This window comes from Xanthomonas sp. 1678, from assembly GCF_031455575.1.
In the GTDB taxonomy this organism is placed as follows: Bacteria; Pseudomonadota; Gammaproteobacteria; order Xanthomonadales; family Xanthomonadaceae; genus Xanthomonas_A.
Genome location: NZ_JAVDSZ010000008.1, coordinates 100,792 through 117,354 on the forward strand (window position 1 = coordinate 100,792; position 16,563 = coordinate 117,354).

General features: G+C 69.9%; 12 protein-coding genes. 3 read left to right on the forward strand and 9 right to left on the reverse strand.

Going from position 1 to position 16,563, the window contains the following annotated elements; genetic code table 11:
* Nucleotides 1-63: 63 nt before the first annotated feature.
* The gene (locus J2Y70_RS15070) at nucleotides 64-2,565 is read right to left on the reverse strand and encodes a sulfite reductase flavoprotein subunit alpha (protein ID WP_309919166.1); all 2,502 of its coding nucleotides are present in this window, start codon (nucleotides 2,563-2,565) and stop codon (nucleotides 64-66) included.
* Between the two features lie 194 nt (nucleotides 2,566-2,759).
* Here J2Y70_RS15070 and J2Y70_RS15075 point away from each other — a divergent pair, with 194 nt between their 5' ends.
* Entirely contained in the window at nucleotides 2,760-3,512 is a 753-nt protein-coding gene (locus tag J2Y70_RS15075; protein WP_309919169.1) for a DNA/RNA non-specific endonuclease, read from the forward strand.
* Nucleotides 3,513-3,643: 131 nt separating this feature from the next.
* Here J2Y70_RS15075 and J2Y70_RS15080 read toward each other — a convergent pair whose 3' ends face one another.
* Entirely contained in the window at nucleotides 3,644-4,531 is an 888-nt protein-coding gene (locus J2Y70_RS15080) for a LysR substrate-binding domain-containing protein (protein ID WP_309919172.1), read from the reverse strand.
* Between the two features lie 93 nt (nucleotides 4,532-4,624).
* Here J2Y70_RS15080 and J2Y70_RS15085 point away from each other — a divergent pair, with 93 nt between their 5' ends.
* On the forward strand, nucleotides 4,625-5,635 hold the full coding sequence (locus tag J2Y70_RS15085) for an NAD-dependent epimerase/dehydratase family protein (RefSeq protein WP_309919175.1): 1,011 nt from the start codon (nucleotides 4,625-4,627) through the stop codon (nucleotides 5,633-5,635).
* A 155-nt stretch (nucleotides 5,636-5,790) separates the two neighbouring features.
* On the opposite strand, the gene hemB is transcribed toward J2Y70_RS15085, so the two are convergent.
* The 3 genes from hemB to J2Y70_RS15100 form a co-directional block, all read right to left on the reverse strand.
* A complete protein-coding gene (gene hemB, locus J2Y70_RS15090) occupies nucleotides 5,791-6,783 on the reverse strand; it encodes a porphobilinogen synthase (protein ID WP_309919178.1) in 993 nt (330 codons plus the stop codon).
* Nucleotides 6,784-7,205: 422 nt separating this feature from the next.
* A complete protein-coding gene (locus J2Y70_RS15095; RefSeq protein ID WP_309919181.1) occupies nucleotides 7,206-8,966 on the reverse strand; it encodes a thiamine pyrophosphate-dependent enzyme in 1,761 nt (586 codons plus the stop codon).
* A 127-nt stretch (nucleotides 8,967-9,093) separates the two neighbouring features.
* Nucleotides 9,094-9,342 (reverse strand): hypothetical protein, encoded by a 249-nt coding sequence (locus tag J2Y70_RS15100; RefSeq protein ID WP_263111980.1) that lies wholly within the window; start codon nucleotides 9,340-9,342, stop codon nucleotides 9,094-9,096.
* A 179-nt stretch (nucleotides 9,343-9,521) separates the two neighbouring features.
* On the opposite strand from J2Y70_RS15100, the gene J2Y70_RS15105 reads away from it, so the two are divergent.
* A complete protein-coding gene (locus J2Y70_RS15105) occupies nucleotides 9,522-9,986 on the forward strand; it encodes a hypothetical protein (protein ID WP_263396135.1) in 465 nt (154 codons plus the stop codon).
* A gap of 735 nt (nucleotides 9,987-10,721) precedes the next feature.
* Here J2Y70_RS15105 and J2Y70_RS15110 read toward each other — a convergent pair.
* The 4 genes from J2Y70_RS15110 to J2Y70_RS15125 all read right to left on the reverse strand — a co-directional run bounded on the left by J2Y70_RS15110 (nucleotide 10,722) and on the right by J2Y70_RS15125 (nucleotide 16,561).
* Nucleotides 10,722-12,509 (reverse strand): DUF885 domain-containing protein, encoded by a 1,788-nt coding sequence (locus tag J2Y70_RS15110; RefSeq protein ID WP_309919187.1) that lies wholly within the window; start codon nucleotides 12,507-12,509, stop codon nucleotides 10,722-10,724.
* Between the two features lie 408 nt (nucleotides 12,510-12,917).
* Nucleotides 12,918-13,520 carry a cytochrome c oxidase assembly factor 1 family protein gene (locus tag J2Y70_RS15115; RefSeq protein WP_309919190.1) on the reverse strand — a complete coding sequence of 201 codons (603 nt, stop codon included), beginning with the start codon at nucleotides 13,518-13,520 and terminating at the stop codon, nucleotides 12,918-12,920.
* A 43-nt stretch (nucleotides 13,521-13,563) separates the two neighbouring features.
* The gene (locus J2Y70_RS15120; protein ID WP_309919193.1) at nucleotides 13,564-15,795 is read right to left on the reverse strand and encodes a S9 family peptidase; all 2,232 of its coding nucleotides are present in this window, start codon (nucleotides 15,793-15,795) and stop codon (nucleotides 13,564-13,566) included.
* 76 nt (nucleotides 15,796-15,871) lie between these two features.
* Nucleotides 15,872-16,561, reverse strand: a complete 690-nt coding sequence (locus tag J2Y70_RS15125; RefSeq protein ID WP_309919196.1) for a glutathione S-transferase N-terminal domain-containing protein — start codon at nucleotides 16,559-16,561, stop codon at nucleotides 15,872-15,874.
* Nucleotides 16,562-16,563 lie beyond the last annotated feature (2 nt).

A 16,563-nucleotide genomic window follows, 5' to 3' on the forward strand; every position in this document is an offset into this window, starting at 1 on the left:
AACGCCACCGGATTCGATCCGGGGCCGATAACTCTCCCCGAATCGCTCCACCCGCATCAGACCTCAATACACATCGCGCCGATAACGCCCGGCCGCGCTGAGCGTATCCAGCGCATCCTCGCCGAGGATGTCGCGCAAGGCCGTATCCACGCCGCGGGCCATGCTGTCCAGGCTGCCGCAGACGTGCAGCGTGGCGCCGCGCGCGATCCAGGCGCGCACCTCATCGGCGGCGTCGCGCAGGCGATCCTGCACGTAGACCTTGCCCGGCTGGTCGCGCGAGAACGCCAGGTCCAGGCGCTGCAGATGGCCACTGTCGTGCCAGGCGCGCAGCTCCGCACCGAACAGCGCATCGTGCGCGGCATTGCGCTCGCCGAACAGCAACCAATGCCCATGCGCGCCGGCAACCTCGGCTTCGCGCAGCAGGCTGCGCAGGCCGGCGATGCCGGTGCCATTGCCGATCAGCAGCAGCGGCGCATCGCCGTGCCGGCGGAAACCGGGGTTGGCGCGCACCCGCGCCTGCACCGCGGTGCCCAGCGGCGCATGCAGGCACAGCCAACCCGAGCCCAGGCCGGCGCTGCCGTCGTCGCGCCGGGTCAGGCGCACCACCAGTTGCAGCAGGCCGTCGGCCGGCACCGAGGCGATCGAGTATTCGCGCAGCGGCAGCTGCGGCAGCGCATCGAGCCAGGCCTGCAGATCGTTCGCATCCCCGGGTGGCGACAGCACGCGATCGGCCAGCGCCGCCTGCAGCGGCATCGGCACGCCGTCGGCACGCACCGGGGTGTCGGCGGCCAGGCCATGCGCGGCAAGCCAGGCGCGCACGGCGTCGGCGGCATGGCATGGCTGCACTTCCAGGATGTCGCCCGCCTGCCACTGCGCCTGCGCCGGCGGCGCCAGATCGATGCGCCACACCGGCGCGCCGGCGCTGCCTGGATTGAGCAGCGCGCGCCCGGCCAGGCGCCACTCCAGCGACGGCGGCGCCTGCAGTTCCGGCGCCGCCGCGGCCACGCCGGTGACCGCGGACAACTGCCGCTGCCACTGCGCCAGCGCCTGCGGATCGGCGTTGTCCACCTCCACCGCCGGGAACAGCGCCTGCGCGCCTTGCGCGGCCAGCCACTGCTCCAGCCGCCGCGAAAACCCGCAGAAGCGCGCGTACTGGCGATCGCCCAGCGCCAGCAGCGCATAGCCGAGCTCGGGCAGCGCCTGCGCCTGGCGCAGCACCTTCTTCTCGAACGCCCGCGCCGGGTCCGGCGCTTCGCCGTCGCCGAAGGTGCTGACCACGAACAGCGCACGCCGCGCGCGCAGCAGTTGCGCCGTATCCAGTTGCGCCAGCGATTGCACCTGCACCGGTACGCCGGCCGCCTGCAGCTGCCCGGCGGCCTGCCAGGCCAGGCGCTCGGCGAATCCGCTCTGGCTGGCGAATCCGACCAGCCACGGCTCGGCGGCCGCCGGCGCAGTCGGCCCCAGGCCGCTCCGCGCACTGCGCAGCGCGCGCTTCTTGCGCCGCCGGTCCAGGTACAGCAACCAGCCGGTGACGAAAAACAGCGGCATGCACAGGCTGGCCAGCAGCACCAGCGCGCGCCCAGGCAGGCCGAAGAAGCTGCCGCTGTGCAGGGCGAAGACGCTGCTCAGCAACTGTCGACCCAGCGGCTGCTGCCGATAGTCCAGGCGGCGCACGACGCGGCCGCTGCGCGGATCGATCTCCACGCCGTCGAAGGCGCGGCTGTGCACCGGATCTTCCGCCAGGTAGCGCGCGATGGCCGGCTGGCCGGGACGCCCAGGCAGGCGCAGGTCCAGGTAGGCGCGGCGCACGCCGGGCAGCGCATCGAGCGCGGCCTGCAGCCGCGCATAGTCCACCGCCGGCGGCTTGCCGCCGCGGCCGCCGCCGCTTTCCGCGCGCTCGCCGCCGAGCACCGCCACCAGCCCTTGCCGGTACCAGTCGTAGGACCAGTACAACCCGGTCAGCGCGATCAGCAGGTAGATGGCCAGGCACCAGGTGCCGATCACCGAATGCAGGCTCCACAGGAAGCCGCGTCCCTGCCGCTTCCATTCCACCGCCCACCACGCGCGCCAGCTCCACCATTGCCGCGGCCAGCGCAGGTACAGCCCGGACAGGCAGAAGAACAGCAGCACGATCGCGCACGCGCCGGTGACGGCCTTGCCGCGCTCGCCAGCGGCCAAACGCCGATGCAGGTCCTCGACGAAGGCGAAGAAGCCGGTCAAGCGCGGCTCCGCCACGGTCTGCCCGGTATAGGGATCGAAATACAGGCGCCCGCCGTCGCCGCCGGCCAGGCGTACGTTGGACGGGCGCGTGCCGGTCGGGTCGATCAGCAGGCGCGTGGTGCGGTGCGTGCCGCCCAGGTCCAACCGCCGCGCCAGTTCGGCCAGCGGCAGCGGCGATTCGCCGGCGGCGTGGCGCGCGGCCGCCTCGGCCAGCGGCGGGTTGGCCCAGCGCACGATCTCGTCCTCGAACGCCAGCGTGGCGCCGCTCAGGCCCATCACCGACAGCACCAGCCCGGCGCTGATGCCGAGCAGCCAGTGCAGCTGGAACAACAGCTTCTTGGTCACGGCACAGGCACGGTCGAAGGCGGCCGCGCATTGTAGATGAGAACGCTTATCGAATCGAATTGCGCCGGTGCCTCGCCGGACCCTCCACAAACATGACTGCCAGCCCTGGTGACACGCGCGCCACATCCAGCGGTCACCGCAGCGACATGGCCCTTCGCCACTTTCTTCGCTCCCCCTGGCTAGCGAGGTACGCGATGTCCTTCTCCCTGCGCGGTTGTCTGGTGTTGCTTGCGTTGTTCACGGCCCAGACGGCGATGGCCGCCACCAATTGCGCCACGCTGTACGCCGGCGGCAAGCCGCCGAGCGTGGACACCGCGCTGAGCACGCGCACCACCGAGGTCTGCCATACCGAATACGCGATCCTGGCCTCGGGCGTGACCAAGGGGCCGCTGTACTCGGCCGAGCACCTGACCGACCAGCAGGTCGCCGGTGCCGAGGCGATCGGCCGGGTCGGCTCGTTCCACGAGGAAACCGCCATCCCCGCCGCCGACCGCTCCAAGAGCTCGGACTACACCAATACCGGCTTCGACCGCGGCCACATGACCCCGGCCGGCGACGCCTCGACCGAAAGTTCGGAGAAGGAGACCTTCTCGATGGCCAACGTGGTCCCGCAGGACCACAAGCTCAACACTGGCGAGTGGGCGCGCATCGAGGAGCAGGTGCGGCAACTGGCCAAGCAGCGCGGCGAGATCTACGTGGTGACCGGCCCGGCCTTCGACGACAACGTGACGACGATCGGCACCGACAAGGTGGAAGTGGCGGACTACGTATGGAAAGCGGTGTACGAGCCGGGCGTGGGCGCGGCCGCGTACCTGTGCGTGAACGACGACAGCATCACCTGCGACGTGGTGTCGATCGACGACGTGATCACGATGGCCAGCGTCGACCCGTTCCCGGCGATCGCCGCGGCGATGAAGTCCACGCCGATCGCGTTGACGTTGCCTTGAAAGCCGGGATTCGGGATTCGGGATTCGGGATTCGCAATAGCGTCGTGATCGGCTGAGTGGTTGTCGAGGCTGCCGCAGATAGCTGCGGCGGCACCGTTAGCCGAAGCACCCAAGGATGACCACGTCCGGGCTCAGCCCACGTGCGCGGTCATCGCTTCCGCCAGCGCCGCGAACACCGCACTGCAGGCCGCGCTCCCGCGCAGGTCCTGGTGCATGGTGATCCAGGTCTCCAGGCCCAGGCGCACCTGCTGCGGCAGCACCGGCACCAGGCTCGGCGTGCGCCGCGCCAGGGGCATCTGGAAGAAGCCGATGCCGCAGCCGGCGCGGATCAAGGCCAGCTGCGCCAGATCGCTGTCGGCGCGCAGCGCGAACGCCTCGCGGCGCCACAGCGGCAGCGCAGCGCGCGCGGCGCGCAGGAACGGCGTCTCCGCATCGAAGCCGACCAGCGCGTGCTGCACGAGTTCGTCCAGGCCTTGCGGCGTTCCGTGCCGGGCCAGGTAGTCCCGATGGGCGTACAGGCCGAGCGTCACCTCGCCGATGCGGCGGGCGACCAGCAGATCCTGTTGCGGCCGGGTCATGCGCACCGCCACGTCGGCTTCGCGGTGCAGCAGGTCCTGCACGCGGTTGCTCAGCACCAGCTCGAGCCGCAGCTGCGGATGAGCGCGGCGCAAGCCGGCCAATACCGGCGGCAGCACTTCCGCGCCGATCACCTCGCTGGCGGCGATCCGCACCGTGCCCTGCACCGCCTCGCCATGACGGCCCGCCGCACGCTGCAGCGACGCGGCGATGCTGGCCATCGACTGCGCATGGCCGCGCAGCGCCAGCGCCGCATCGGTCGGCAGCAGCCCGGTCTGCGAGCGCACGAACAACGGCACGGCCAACGCCTTCTCCAGCGCCGCCACATGCCGGCCGACCGTGGGCTGGGTCAGCGCCAGCGCACGCGCCGCCGCCGACAGCGACCCCTCCTCCAGCACCGCGAGGAACGTCCGATACAACTCCCAACCGATTGCGCTATCCATACATAAATGTATAGCCGATCGACCATGTTCGCCAATTCCTTTGCAACGCGGCCGCGGCCAGACTGGCCGCCATCCCTGCAATGGAGCATCCGCATGACAACGACCTCCACCGCCCTGGTCCTGGGCGCCACCGGCGGCATCGGCGGCGAACTGGCGCGCCAGCTGCGCGACGCCGGCTGGCAGGTCCGCGCACTGCAGCGCGCGATCCCGGCCGCCGGCGAAACCCGCGACGGCATCCACTGGCTGCGCGGCGACGCGATGTGCCGCGAGGACGTGCTGCAGGCCGCACGCGGCTGCGCCGTGATCGTGCACGCGGTCAATCCGCCCGGCTATCGGCGCTGGGCCGAACTGGTGTTGCCGATGATCGACAACACCATCGTCGCGGCCTGCGCCGAAGGCGCGACCATCGTGCTGCCGGGCACGGTCTACAACTACGGCCCGGATGCCTATCCGGCGCCAGACGAAGACGCGCCGCAGACGCCGGCCACGCGCAAGGGCGCGATCCGGGTCGAGCTGGAGCGGCGCCTGCAGGCCGCGACCGCGCACGGCGCGCGGGTCATCGTGGTGCGCGCGGGCGACTTCTTCGGCCCGCGCGTGGGCAACAGCTGGCTCGCGCAGGGGCTGGTGAAACCGGGCCGCCCGATCGCCACGGTGACGCTGCCGGGAGATCCCGGTGTCGGCCACCAATGGGCCTACGTGCCGGACGTGGCGAGGACCATGCTCCGGCTGTTGCAGCAGCGCGATGCGCTTCCGGCATTCGCGCGCCTGCACATGGACGGACACTGGGACGCCGATGGCACCCAGATGGCCGCGGCGATCGCGCGCGCGGTGCGCCGCCACGGCATGCCGCAACCGAAAACCCGCCGCTTTCCGTGGTGGCTGCTGACCCTGGCCGTACCCTTTTGGCCGCTGGCGCGCGAACTGCGCGAAATGCGCCCACTGTGGCGCCATCCGCTGCGCATGCGCAACGCGCGCCTGCTGCAGGCGCTCGGCGAAGAGCCGCATACGCCGCTGGACGAAGCGATGGAAGCGACGCTGATCGGTTTGGGCTGCCTGCCGGCAGCGACATCCATGCCGCTGGCGCAGTCAGCGTCCACGTCATAAGTGCAGCGCCTATGCCTGCAGGTCTTTCCCTGCGCGCATCCTGCCTTTGTAGGAGCGGCTTCAGCCGCGACAGAATGCTACCGGTAGCGTCCTGTCGCGGCTGAAGCCGCTCCTACAACAAAGCGGCATCCTCTGAATCGCAAGACGCGACCGCTTCAGCGCGCCTCGCGCAGCCAGCGCGCCACCTGCGGCGCGAAATAGGTCAGCACGCCGTCGGCGCCGGCGCGCTTGAACGCCATCAGCGATTCCAGCACGCACTTGCGCTCGTCCAGCCAGCCATTGGCGGCGGCGGCCTTGAGCATCGCGTACTCGCCGCTGACCTGGTAGGCGAAGGTCGGCACGCGGAACTCGTCCTTCACCCGCCGCACCACGTCCAGGTACGGCATGCCGGGCTTGACCATGACCATGTCCGCGCCTTCCTCCAAGTCCAGCGCGATCTCGCGCAGGGCCTCCTCGCCGTTGGCCGGGTCCATCTGGTAGGTGCTCTTGTCGGCCTTGCCCAGATTGCCGGCGCTGCCGACCGCGTCGCGGAACGGGCCATAGAAGGCGGAGGCGTACTTGGCCGAGTAGGCCATGATGCGCACGTGCAGGTGCTCGTCGGCATCCAGCGCGCGGCGGATCGCGCCGATGCGCCCATCCATCATGTCCGAAGGCGAGACGATGTCCACGCCGGCCTGCGCATGCGACAGCGACTGCTTGACCAGCGCCTCGACGGTGATGTCGTTGAGCACGTAGCCGTGCGCGTCGATGATGCCGTCCTGGCCGTGGGTGGTGTACGGGTCCAGCGCCACGTCGGTCATCACCCCCAGCTCGGGGAAGCGCGCCTTCAGCGCGCGCACCGCGCGTTGCGCCAGGCCGTCCTCGTTCCAGGCCTCGGCCGCGTCCAGGCTCTTGCCGGACGGGTCGATCACCGGGAACAGGTCGATCACCGGAATGCCCAGTTCCAGCGCGCTCTCGGCTTCCTTCAGCAACTCGTCCAGCGATAGCCGCTCCACCCCGGGCATCGACGCGATCGGCGCGCGCCCGGACAGCTCGTGCACGAACACCGGCCAGATCAGGTCGTCGGCGGTCAGGGTGTTCTCGCGCATCAGCCGGCGCGAGAAGTCGTCGCGGCGCATGCGCCGGGGGCGGTAGTGGGGATGGGGCATAACGGTTCCTCTGCAAGGAGACAGGCGCCGCGGCCAGCCGGCGACCGGATGCGCCGCCTCGGCCGGGACGGACGCTGGCGGCCGCCTTTCGGCGCTGTCGTGCGCCACATCGACAGCGCGTCATTCTACGCCCGGTGCCGACGCCCGGTAGCCGGCGGCACGGGACGCAGCGTCCGACGGAACCGCTTGCGCGCCGCAGTGGCTCGACGTTGTCGAACACATAGCGCGCCCGGGACGTCGTCGTCATTTGGCCGCGCAGTTGCCGGCATCGCAGCACAGCACTAGGTCGGCGCGGCCGCGAAGCCGCACAGGCGGCATGGCGCGGCAACACACGCCGCATCTCGGCATCTCGGCGCGGTGGAATCGGCGCAGGTGCTTCGAATCGATGCCGGATCCGCCAGGTAGCCCGTCAGTCGCGCCGCTCAGTCCTGCAGCATCGTGAGCGCCGGCTCGCGCGCCAGCGCTTCGCGCAGTTCCTGCGCGCCCGGCGTGCCCCGCTGCAAGGCCTGCTGCAGGTGCTGGACGTACTGCTCCACGCGCTTGGGTGGCAGCAGCGGCTCGTTGGGATCCACGGATGCCTCGATCAACGCGGGCCCGGGCGCGGCCAGCGCCGCCTGCACCACCTCGGCGCACTGCGCCGGATCCTCGACCCGCCAGCTGGCGATGCCGCAGGCCTGCGCCACCAGCGCGAAGTCGATCGGGGTGAGGTCGCACTCCGTCTCCGGATTGCCCAGGAACATCATCTGCTCCCATTTGATCTGGCCCAGCGTGTTGTTCTTGATCACCACCAGCTTGATCGGCAGGCGGTAGCGGACGATGGTGACCAGTTCGCCCATGAGCATGCTCAGGCCGCCATCGCCGGTGAAGGCGACCACCTGCCGGCCCGGATGCGCCAGCGCCGCGGCGATCGCGTAGGGCACGGCGCAGGCCATCGACGCCAGCAGCCCGGAACCGATGTAGGTCTGGCGCGCCTTCGCCTGCACGTAGCGCGCCATCAGCCCGGTGTTGTGGCCGCAATCCCACACCACGATGGCGTCCTCGTCCAGGCGGTCGCCCATCTCGCGCACGATCCGGCCCGGCGGCATCGGGATCGCCTGGCGTTCGACGCTGCTGCGCAACAGGGCCCGCCATTGCCGCGCGCCGTCCTGCGCCTGCTGCAGGAAGCGGCGGTCCTGCTTGCGCCGCAGGTGCGCGTTGAGCGCCTGCAGGGTGCTGCGCGCATCGCCGACCAGGCCCACCTCGGCCGGGAAGCGCAGGCCGATGCGGGTCGCGTCGCAATCCAGTTGCACGCCGCGCGCCTGGCCGGGCTTGGGGTAGTACTCGATGTAGGGAAAGGTCGAGCCGACGATCAGCAGCGCATCGCAGCCCTCCATCGCCTCCTGGCTGGGACGGGTGCCGAGCAGGCCGATGCCGCCGGTGGTGAGCGGATGGTCGTCGGCCAGCAGGCCCTTGCCGAGCAGCGCCTTGACGATCGGCGCGCCGAGCAGCTCGGCGGTCTCGGTCAACGCCTCGACCGCGCCCAGCGCGCCTTGCCCGGCGAGGATGGTCACCCGTTGCGCCGCGTTCAACAGCGCCGCGGCGCGCGCGATGGCGTCTGCATCTGCGCAGCCGTGGCCGGCCGCCGGCAGCAACGAGGCATGGTGCGGCAGGTTGCGGCTGGAGGCGATGTCGGCCGATTCCGGCTCGTCCTGCACGTCGATCGGCATCGCCAGGTGGGCGACGCCGCGCAGCGCCAGCGCATGCCGGCAGGCCAGGCTGGCCACATTCTCGACCTGCCCGGCGCCCATCACCCGAGCCGAGTACGCCGCCACGTCCATGAACAGCTTGCTGTGGTCCACGTCCTGCTGGGTGAAGGTGTCGGCCAGGTCGTGGTACGGCGACCCGGTGATCGCGATCACCGGCGCGCGGTCGAGCTTGGCGTCGTAGAGTCCGTTCAGCAGGTGTATCCCGCCCGGGCCGGTGGTGGCCAGGCAGCAGCCCAGCCTGCCGCTGACCTTGGCATGGGCGGTGGCCGCGAAGGCCGCCGATTCCTCATGGCGCATCTGCACGAAACGCACCCGCGGCGCGCGCACCCGGATCGCTTCCATCAGTGCATTGATGCCGTCGCCCGGCATGCCGAAGATCGTGTCCACGCCGAAGCCGATCAGCGTGTCGATCAGGATGTCCGCCCCGTTGCGCGCCATGCTCCGCTCCTGCTCAAGACTGGGTCGTGGCGAGCAGAGCACGGCGCCGGTACGGTGCCTGTCAGGACACGGTCAAGGACATGCGAAAACGCGCGGCGGCAGCACGCGTGCCGGCACGCCGGTTGGCTCAGATGACCCCGCCGCCCAGGCTCAAGCGGATCACCCCGACCACGATCACCAGGCCGTTGAGGATCAGCCCGGTCTTGGCGCGGCCGCGCTTCGGCGCCGAGGTGAACAGCAGGCCGATCGCGGCGATGATCGCCCCGACCGCGGCGAACGGGATCACGAACCAGTTGCCCCACCCCAGCAGCGGGATGAAGGCCAGGATCATCCACAGCAACGCCACGATGCCCCACAACAGACTGATCAAGCCCATGCCGTCGCCCTTCGCTGAATGCCAGTGCGCACCATAGCGCGCGCCCCTGCCGGCGCAAGCCAACTCTTGGCATGGGGCTCACGGCGGGCGTGCCACGGTGGGCATGGCGATGGCGGGTACGTCGCGGTTCACCGATCCCGCCTATCATCGCCTCGTATCCGATCCGCGGGGGTAATGCCATGAACGTCCGACCGCTGTTGCCGCTGGCGCTGCTGTTCGCGCTGGCCGGCTGCGCCAGTTCCTCCAAGGTGATGGTCGGCGCGCCGCGTCCGCCGATCGACCCGGCCCTGGTCCAGATCTATTCGACCCCGCCCGTCGGCGCGGTCGACATCGCCCAGCTCGAATCCTCCAGCGCGGCCGGGTTCGGCACCCAGGGCCAGACCGACGCCGCCATGGCGCGGCTCAAGCGCGAAGCGGCCAAGCTCGGCGCCAACGGCGTGGTGCTGATGGGCGTGGCCTCGCAACGCTCGGGCGGCGGCATGTCGGTCGGCGCCGGCAGCTACGGCGGCCACGTCGGTGGCGGCCTGGGCATCGGCATCCCGACCACCCAGAAGCGCGCCGCCGGCATGGCGATTTGGGTGCCGCCGGGCGCGCAGGTGCCGGCTGCGCCGCCGCAGCAGCCATTGCCCCCGCAGGAACACTGATCGCCCCGGCAGGCAGACGCCGGCACGGCGTCGCTACGGCCTGGCCCCACCACGGTCGGCAATGCCGGAAACCGACCACCCTCCGGCAAGGCCGGCGAGCGGCCTGATCGCGCTCTGGCCGAGCCAGCGGGCACCAAACGACCAACGGTGGCCACCGGGACCTTGCAAGCCATTGGCCGGGTTATAGTATTCCGACTCCGGGGAGTTGAGGGACCGGGTCTGCCTTGGCGGCGGACCCGCAAGGGTAATGCCACGTCATTAGTCTGAGCGCCCGGATTGGACCGTCTTTGACAGAAGGACTCGTTATGAAGCGCTGGATATGGATATTGGTCGCATTCTTCGGGCTGCAGGGCGTTGCCAGCGCAGTCCCTGTATACGAAGAGCTGTCGTGCCGGGACAACGACCCGTTCGTGTTCTGCACGCAGGGCTGCAAGGGCAGGGACAAGAACTGGATTCCTGTCACTCCAAGGGCTGGGATATGGATGGCTGTGCCTGGGTATTGCCCCTGGCCAACCTCGACCGGCCCGTGCTGCGTTGGCAATGTGTGTTTCCAAGTATGGACACAGACTGCCGTCGACGCCGTCGGCGAGTACATGCGCATCTGCCCCATTGGCGGCGGCAAGGCGAGCGACTGGATGGGGAACGGGCGCCCGGAAAGCACCCCGTACGATCACTGATCCGCTTGCATCATGCGTGCCGCTGCGGTCGCCGCAGCGGCACGCCCTGATCACGTGATCACTTCCGCTGCGCCGGCACGAACACCTCGTCCACCGCCGTCGCCAGTTGGTCCGGCGGCAGCAAGCCCTGGTCGAGCAGGAAGTTGTTGAACTTGAGCCGGTCGAACTTCGCGCCCAGCGCCAGTTCGGTGCGCATGCGCAGTTCCATGATGCGGCTGTAGCCGTAGAAGTAGCTGCCGGCCTGGCCGGGCGCGCGCATCATGTAGCGGTCCAGTTCCTGCCGCGCCATCGCCGGCGACAGGCCGACGTCGTTCTCCAGCACCAGGCGCGCGCGCTCGCGGTCGATCAGGCCCAGGTTGAGCATCGGATCGAGCATCGCGCGGGCGGCGCGCAGCAGGCGGAACTGCAGGGCGATCAGCTGGCCGTCCAGCGGTTCGTACGGCACCAGTTCGGCCTCGGCGTACAGCGCCCAACCTTCGACGTTGACCGAATTGAACGCGAACATGCTGCGCGCCAGCGACACGCCGCGCTCGACCATCGCGGTGAACTGCAGTTCGTGGCCGGGCCGGCCTTCGTGCGCGCTCAGCGTCCACGCCGCCGAGCCGAAGTTGAAGTCGTCGTAGTGCTCGCCCTTGCCGGCGCTATCCGGATTGCCCAGCGGTAGCACGAAGGTGCCCTGCTCGCCGGTGTTGCCGACCAGCGGCGCCGGGCGGAAATGCGGCGCCGGCTGCGCCGCGCTCTCGGCGGCCGAACCCAGCCGCATCTGCATCGGCCGCTGTGGCACGTCGACGATGCGCTGCTGGCGGATGATCGGGTCGATCTTTTCGATGACGCCGCGGTAGTGGGTCTCCAGCTCGTCGTTGGCGATGGTGTCGCGCTTGAGCGCGCGAATCACCGCGCGGTAGTCGCTGGCATCGTCGACCTTCAGGCCCTTGGCCTTGGCCACCAGCGGCGCCAACTGCTGCATCGCCGCGCGGGTCTCCATGAATTCCAGCTGCGCGCGCTGCATCAGCAGCTGCGGCGCGATGTCGATGCCGACCTGCTTGAGCTGGAAGGCATACAGCTCCGGCGGCAGGCGCGCGTCCTCGCGGGCCTTCGGCAGCACCACCTTGCGCGTCCACGCGGCGTAGTCCTTGAACTGTTTGTCCATCGCCGCGAGCGCCGGTTCGGCACCGGCGATCTTGTAGTTCGCGAACAATTCGCGGATGCCCTTGGCGTAGGTGTCCACGTTGCTCAGCGCCTGCTCGACCTCGCGCCGGGTCGGCGGCAACAGCGCGCCGTCGGCGCGCTTTTCCTCGTAGCGCTGGCGCGCCAGCAGCAGCGAGGAGGTACTGCCGGGCAGCAGGCCGACGTAGCGCTGCAGCCGGTCCAGGGCCTTGGCCCGGCGCGCCGCCGGCACCTGCTCGGACAGCAGGTTGTTGATCCCGCCGAACACCATCTGCGGCGCATCGTTCCATGGCAGCAGCAGCCGCTCGTTCAACGCGCTGCCCTCGATGGCCTGGTCGGCGGCGTGGAGCATGATCGCCAGGTCCTGGCGCACGTTGGGATCGCGCTCCAGCTCCAGTTTCTCCTGCAGCGCGCGCCGGGCCTGGGCGATCGCGTCGCGATAGCGGCGGGCGTTGTCCGGACCGAGGTCGGCGACCTTGTCGTCGTAGCCGGGCACGCCGAAGAAGCTCACTTCCTCCGGCTGGAACGGCGCCTGCGCCTGCAGCAGGATCTGCGCGAAGTCGTTGCTGCGCGTCACCCATGCCGGGCTGGCGGCCTGGGCCTTTGCCGGGGCGGTCTGCGCCAGCGCGGGCAGCGGCGCGGCCAGGGCCAGCGCGATGGCGAGGACGAGTGGCTTCATCGGGTGCTTCTCCAACGGGACGATGCGGCGACCGTACGCGGCGCACGCTCGGCCAGCAACCTGCCGTAGGTCATGGCGGTGCCGATCCGGGACGAGGCACTCGCAAACGGACGCGGCGGGCGCCGTTCCAGGACATCGAGACCGGCGCCAGCTCGGTGGCCGACTCCGCTCCCGAACTGGGCGGCCTGGTCGATGAGCACCGCAGCGCCGCGGTTCGATGCGCCGCTTGCGCTACTGCGACGCAGCAATGCGCCAAGGTTCGTGCTGGTACCTAGCGCTATTGTCCAACCGCTTCGGCAGGCGACTTCGCGGCGCCTGCCGCTGCACGCACCGAAGTGGGCGACACCGTGCAATACACCACCGCCATCAGCCAGACTGCCGGCAATTAGCGGTGCATGCCCCGCATGCCTACTGCGTGCTGTCGGCGTCCGCCGGGACAACCGGGTCGGCCTCGGCCTGCGTTTCGTCGGCGGCGTCCATCTCCGGGTCGGACTCGACGTCGGTCTCGCCGGGCTCGTCCATGTCCGACTCGTCGAGCAGCGGAATGGCTTCGCCGGCATCGGGCAGCACCTGCAGCGTGGTGTAGTGCCATTCGCCGGCATGGCGCTCGGCCTCGATGTACAGAGTGCCGTTGCCGCGTGCGCCGTGCAGCGAGACGCTGAAGTTGGCGCTGCCGGTGCCGTTGCTGGTGGAAATGCTGCCGCTGGGCATGATGCCGTCCTCGACCGGCGCGCCCAACGCCTCGATCACCCGCGGATCGTGCTGCGCCGCCTTCAGGCCGACCTGGTAGGGCTCGGACGATTTGGTGACGCTCGCGATGCCGGCCACGAACATGGCGATCGAGCCCAGCAGCATCGCGCCGAGCAGCAACGCCAGCAAGGGCACCGCCCATTTCCAGTGCCGCGCCCACCAACCGCGCTTGGCCGGTAGCTGCTGCGGCTGCGGCTGCGGCTGCGACGGTGGCGGTGGCGGCGCGGAGGACGTCTCGGGAAGCGGCGGAGGCGTGGACATGCGGGGAATTCCTTTTCGGAGAGAGGCGACGTGAGGTGTGCGATCAGGGCTTCAGGCAACGCGCCAGGAACGCTTCGGTGGTGCGGTAGCGGTGCAGCGCATTGCTGCCGGACAGGCTGTGCTTGGCCCCAGGATAGGTCATCAGTTCGAACAGCTTGCCGCGCTTCTGCAGCTCGCTCATCAGCGAGGTGGAGTTGGTGAACAGCACGTTGTCGTCGGCCATGCCGTGGACCAGCAGCAGAGGCGAGTTCAGGCCGTCCAGGTGCGCGGCCACGCGGCCGTCGCGGTAGCCGACGGGATTGGCCGCGGGCAGGTTCATGTAGCGCTCGGTGTAGTGGCTGTCGTACAGGCCCCAGTCGGTGACCGGTGCGCCGGCCACGCCGCAGGCATAGGCCTCGCTGTGCTTGGCCAGCAGCATCAGGGTCATGTAGCCGCCGTTGGACCAGCCGTACACGCCGATGCGCGCGCCATCCACCCACGGCTGCGCCTTCAGCCAGGCGACGCCGCGCAGCTGGTCGTCCACTTCCACCGTGCCCTGGCGCTGGTACAGCGCGCCGCCGAAGTCGCGGCCGCGGCGCGGGGTGCCGCGGTTGTCGACCGAGAACACGACGTAGCCGTGCTGGGCCAGGTACTGGTCGAACAGCGCATCGCCGCGGTTGGGCCAGCCATCGACCACGGTCTGCGCGGCCGGGCCGCCGTAGACGTAGACCACCACCGGATAGCGCTTGCCCGGGTCGAACCCGGCGGGCTTGGTCAGCCGGTAGTGCAGCGGCGTCTTGCCGTCGGCCGCGGTCAGGCTGCCGAATTCCACCGGGCGCTGCGCATCGCGGTATTTCGCGTAGGGATGCTGCGGATCGGCCAGGTCGTTGGCCAGCAGCGTGGCGATCTTTTCGCCATTGGCGCGGAACAGCTCGATCTGCGGCGGGGTGGCGGTGTTGGACCAGCTGTCGACGTAGACGCTGGCGTTCTTGGCGAAGCTGGCCGCATGCGTGCCGTTGGGCTTGGACAGCCTCTCGATCGCGCCGCCGGACAGCGGCACCGCGTAGATGTGGGTCTGGGTCGGCGACTCCTTGGTCGCGGAGAAGTAGACCTTGCCGGCGCCCTCGTCCACCGCCAGCAGTTCGTCGACGATCCAGTCGCCGTGGGTCAGCGGGAGCAGCTTGCGGCCGTCTTCCGAGGCCAGGTACAGGTGCTCGTAGCCGCTGCGCTCCGAACCCCAGACGAAGCGGCCGTCCTTGAGGAAATGCAGGTCGTTGTTGAGCGGCACCCAGGTCTTGCTGGTTTCGGTGACCAGCACGCGCTGCTTGCCGCCGGCCAGCGTCGCTTCGACCAGTTCGAGCCGCTTCTGGTCGCGCGACTGGCGCTGAAAGGTCAGCCGCTGCGCATCGCGCCAGTCCACCCGCGCCAGGTAGATGTCCGGATTCTTGCCCAGGTCGATCCACTGCGGTTGCGCGTCGGCGCGCGGCGCGATCGTGCCCAGCTGGATCCTGACGTTGGGCTGCCCGGCCTGCGGATAGCGCTGGTCGATCACCTCGGTGTGGTCGGCGTAGACCTCCGGGCGCTTCTGCACCGGCACGCCGGACTCGTCGATGCGGGCGAAGGCGATCGCCGAATCGTCCGGCGCCCACCAGTAGCCGGTGTGGCGGTCCATCTCCTCGTCGGCGACGAACTCGGCCACGCCGTTGCCGATGGTGTCGCTGCCGTCGCGGGTCAGCTGATGCTGCTGGCCGCTGGCCAGCTCGATCACCCACAGGTTGCGCGCGCGCACGAAGCTCAGGTAACCGCCCTTCGGCGAGATCTTCGGGTCGGTGGCGAAGCCCTCGCCGTCGGTCAGCTTGCGCACCGCGGCGCGGCCGCTCTTGCGCAGGTCGTACAGGTACAGCTCGCCGCCGAGCGGGAACAGCAACGCCTGCGCATCCGGCGCCCACTGATAGTCGACGATGCCCGAATAGGCGGAAATGCGCTGGCGTTCGCGCCGCGCCTTCTCCTCGTCGCTCAGCGTCTCGGTGCCGGGCAGCACCACCTTCGAATCCACCAGCAGCCGGGTCTGGCCGCTGGCGATGTCGTATTCCCACAGGTCCAGCTGGTTGCGGTCGCTGTCCTTGCCGCGCAGGAAGGTCACCCGCGAGCCGTCGGGCGCGACCTTCGGCTTCATCAAGGTAGGGCCGGACAACGGCTTGCTGCCGGTGATGGCCTCCAGGGTCAGTTTTTCGGCGTGCGCGGGAACGAGGGGAGTGGCGAGCATGAGGGCGAGAGCGGCGAACAGAGAGCGCATGAAGGTTCCTGGCGGAGCACCGGGCGCAGGAGGATGCGCGCGCGCCCGGGGGTGGAGAGACGTGACGCGGGCCGGCTCAGCGCTGCCCGAACAGCTGCTTGCGCTCTTCATCGCTGAGCGGCTTGCCGGCGTCCGGATTGACCTGGTCCTTCAGCGCGTAGGCGCGCTGCGTGGCCGGGCGCGCGCCGATCGCGTCGTGCCAGCGCTTGAGGTGCGGGAACGCGGCGTAGTCGGGCTTGAGCCCGTTGTACACCTCGATCCACGGATAGCTGGCCATGTCGGCGATGCCGTAGTCGGCGCCGGCCAGGTATTCGCTGCGCGCCAGGCGCTTGTCGAGCACGCCGTGCAGGCGCCGCACTTCGTTGCTGTAGCGGTCGATGGCATAGCCGATCTTCTCCGGCGCATAGACGCTGAAATGGCCCATCTGCCCGCTCATCGGGCCGAGCCCGGCCATCTGCCAGAACAGCCATTCCAGCGCGACGATGCGCCCGCGCGGATCGGTCGGCAGGAAACGCCCGGTCTTCTCGGCCAGGTACAGCAGGATCGCGCCGGACTCGAACACGCTCTGCGGCGCACCGCCGTCGGCCGGCGCATGGTCGACGATGGCCGGCATCTTGTTGTTCGGCGAGATCGCCAGGAACTCCGGCTTGAACTGGTCGCCGGCGCCGATGTTGACCGGCTTGACGGTGTAGTCCAGCCCGGCTTCCTCGAGCAACAGGGCGACCTTGTGGCCGTTGGGCGTGGGCCAGTAGTACAGATCGATCATGG

Bases quoted from the DNA above. Each gene is read 5' to 3' on its own strand.
- hemB (WP_309919178.1), bottom strand. From the start codon at position 6,783: ATGCCCCATCCCCACTACCGCCCCCGGCGCATGCGCCGCGACGACTTC.
- J2Y70_RS15120 (WP_309919193.1), bottom strand. From the start codon at position 15,795: ATGCGCTCTCTGTTCGCCGCTCTCGCCCTCATGCTCGCCACTCCCCTC.
- J2Y70_RS15085 (WP_309919175.1), top strand. From the start codon at position 4,625: ATGACAACGACCTCCACCGCCCTGGTCCTGGGCGCCACCGGCGGCATC.
- J2Y70_RS15095 (WP_309919181.1), bottom strand. From the start codon at position 8,966: ATGGCGCGCAACGGGGCGGACATCCTGATCGACACGCTGATCGGCTTC.
- J2Y70_RS15115 (WP_309919190.1), bottom strand. From the start codon at position 13,520: ATGTCCACGCCTCCGCCGCTTCCCGAGACGTCCTCCGCGCCGCCACCG.
- J2Y70_RS15100 (WP_263111980.1), bottom strand. From the start codon at position 9,342: ATGGGCTTGATCAGTCTGTTGTGGGGCATCGTGGCGTTGCTGTGGATG.
- J2Y70_RS15105 (WP_263396135.1), top strand. From the start codon at position 9,522: ATGAACGTCCGACCGCTGTTGCCGCTGGCGCTGCTGTTCGCGCTGGCC.
- J2Y70_RS15125 (WP_309919196.1), bottom strand. From the start codon at position 16,561: ATGATCGATCTGTACTACTGGCCCACGCCCAACGGCCACAAGGTCGCC.
- J2Y70_RS15110 (WP_309919187.1), bottom strand. From the start codon at position 12,509: ATGAAGCCACTCGTCCTCGCCATCGCGCTGGCCCTGGCCGCGCCGCTG.
- J2Y70_RS15075 (WP_309919169.1), top strand. From the start codon at position 2,760: ATGTCCTTCTCCCTGCGCGGTTGTCTGGTGTTGCTTGCGTTGTTCACG.
- J2Y70_RS15080 (WP_309919172.1), bottom strand. From the start codon at position 4,531: ATGGATAGCGCAATCGGTTGGGAGTTGTATCGGACGTTCCTCGCGGTG.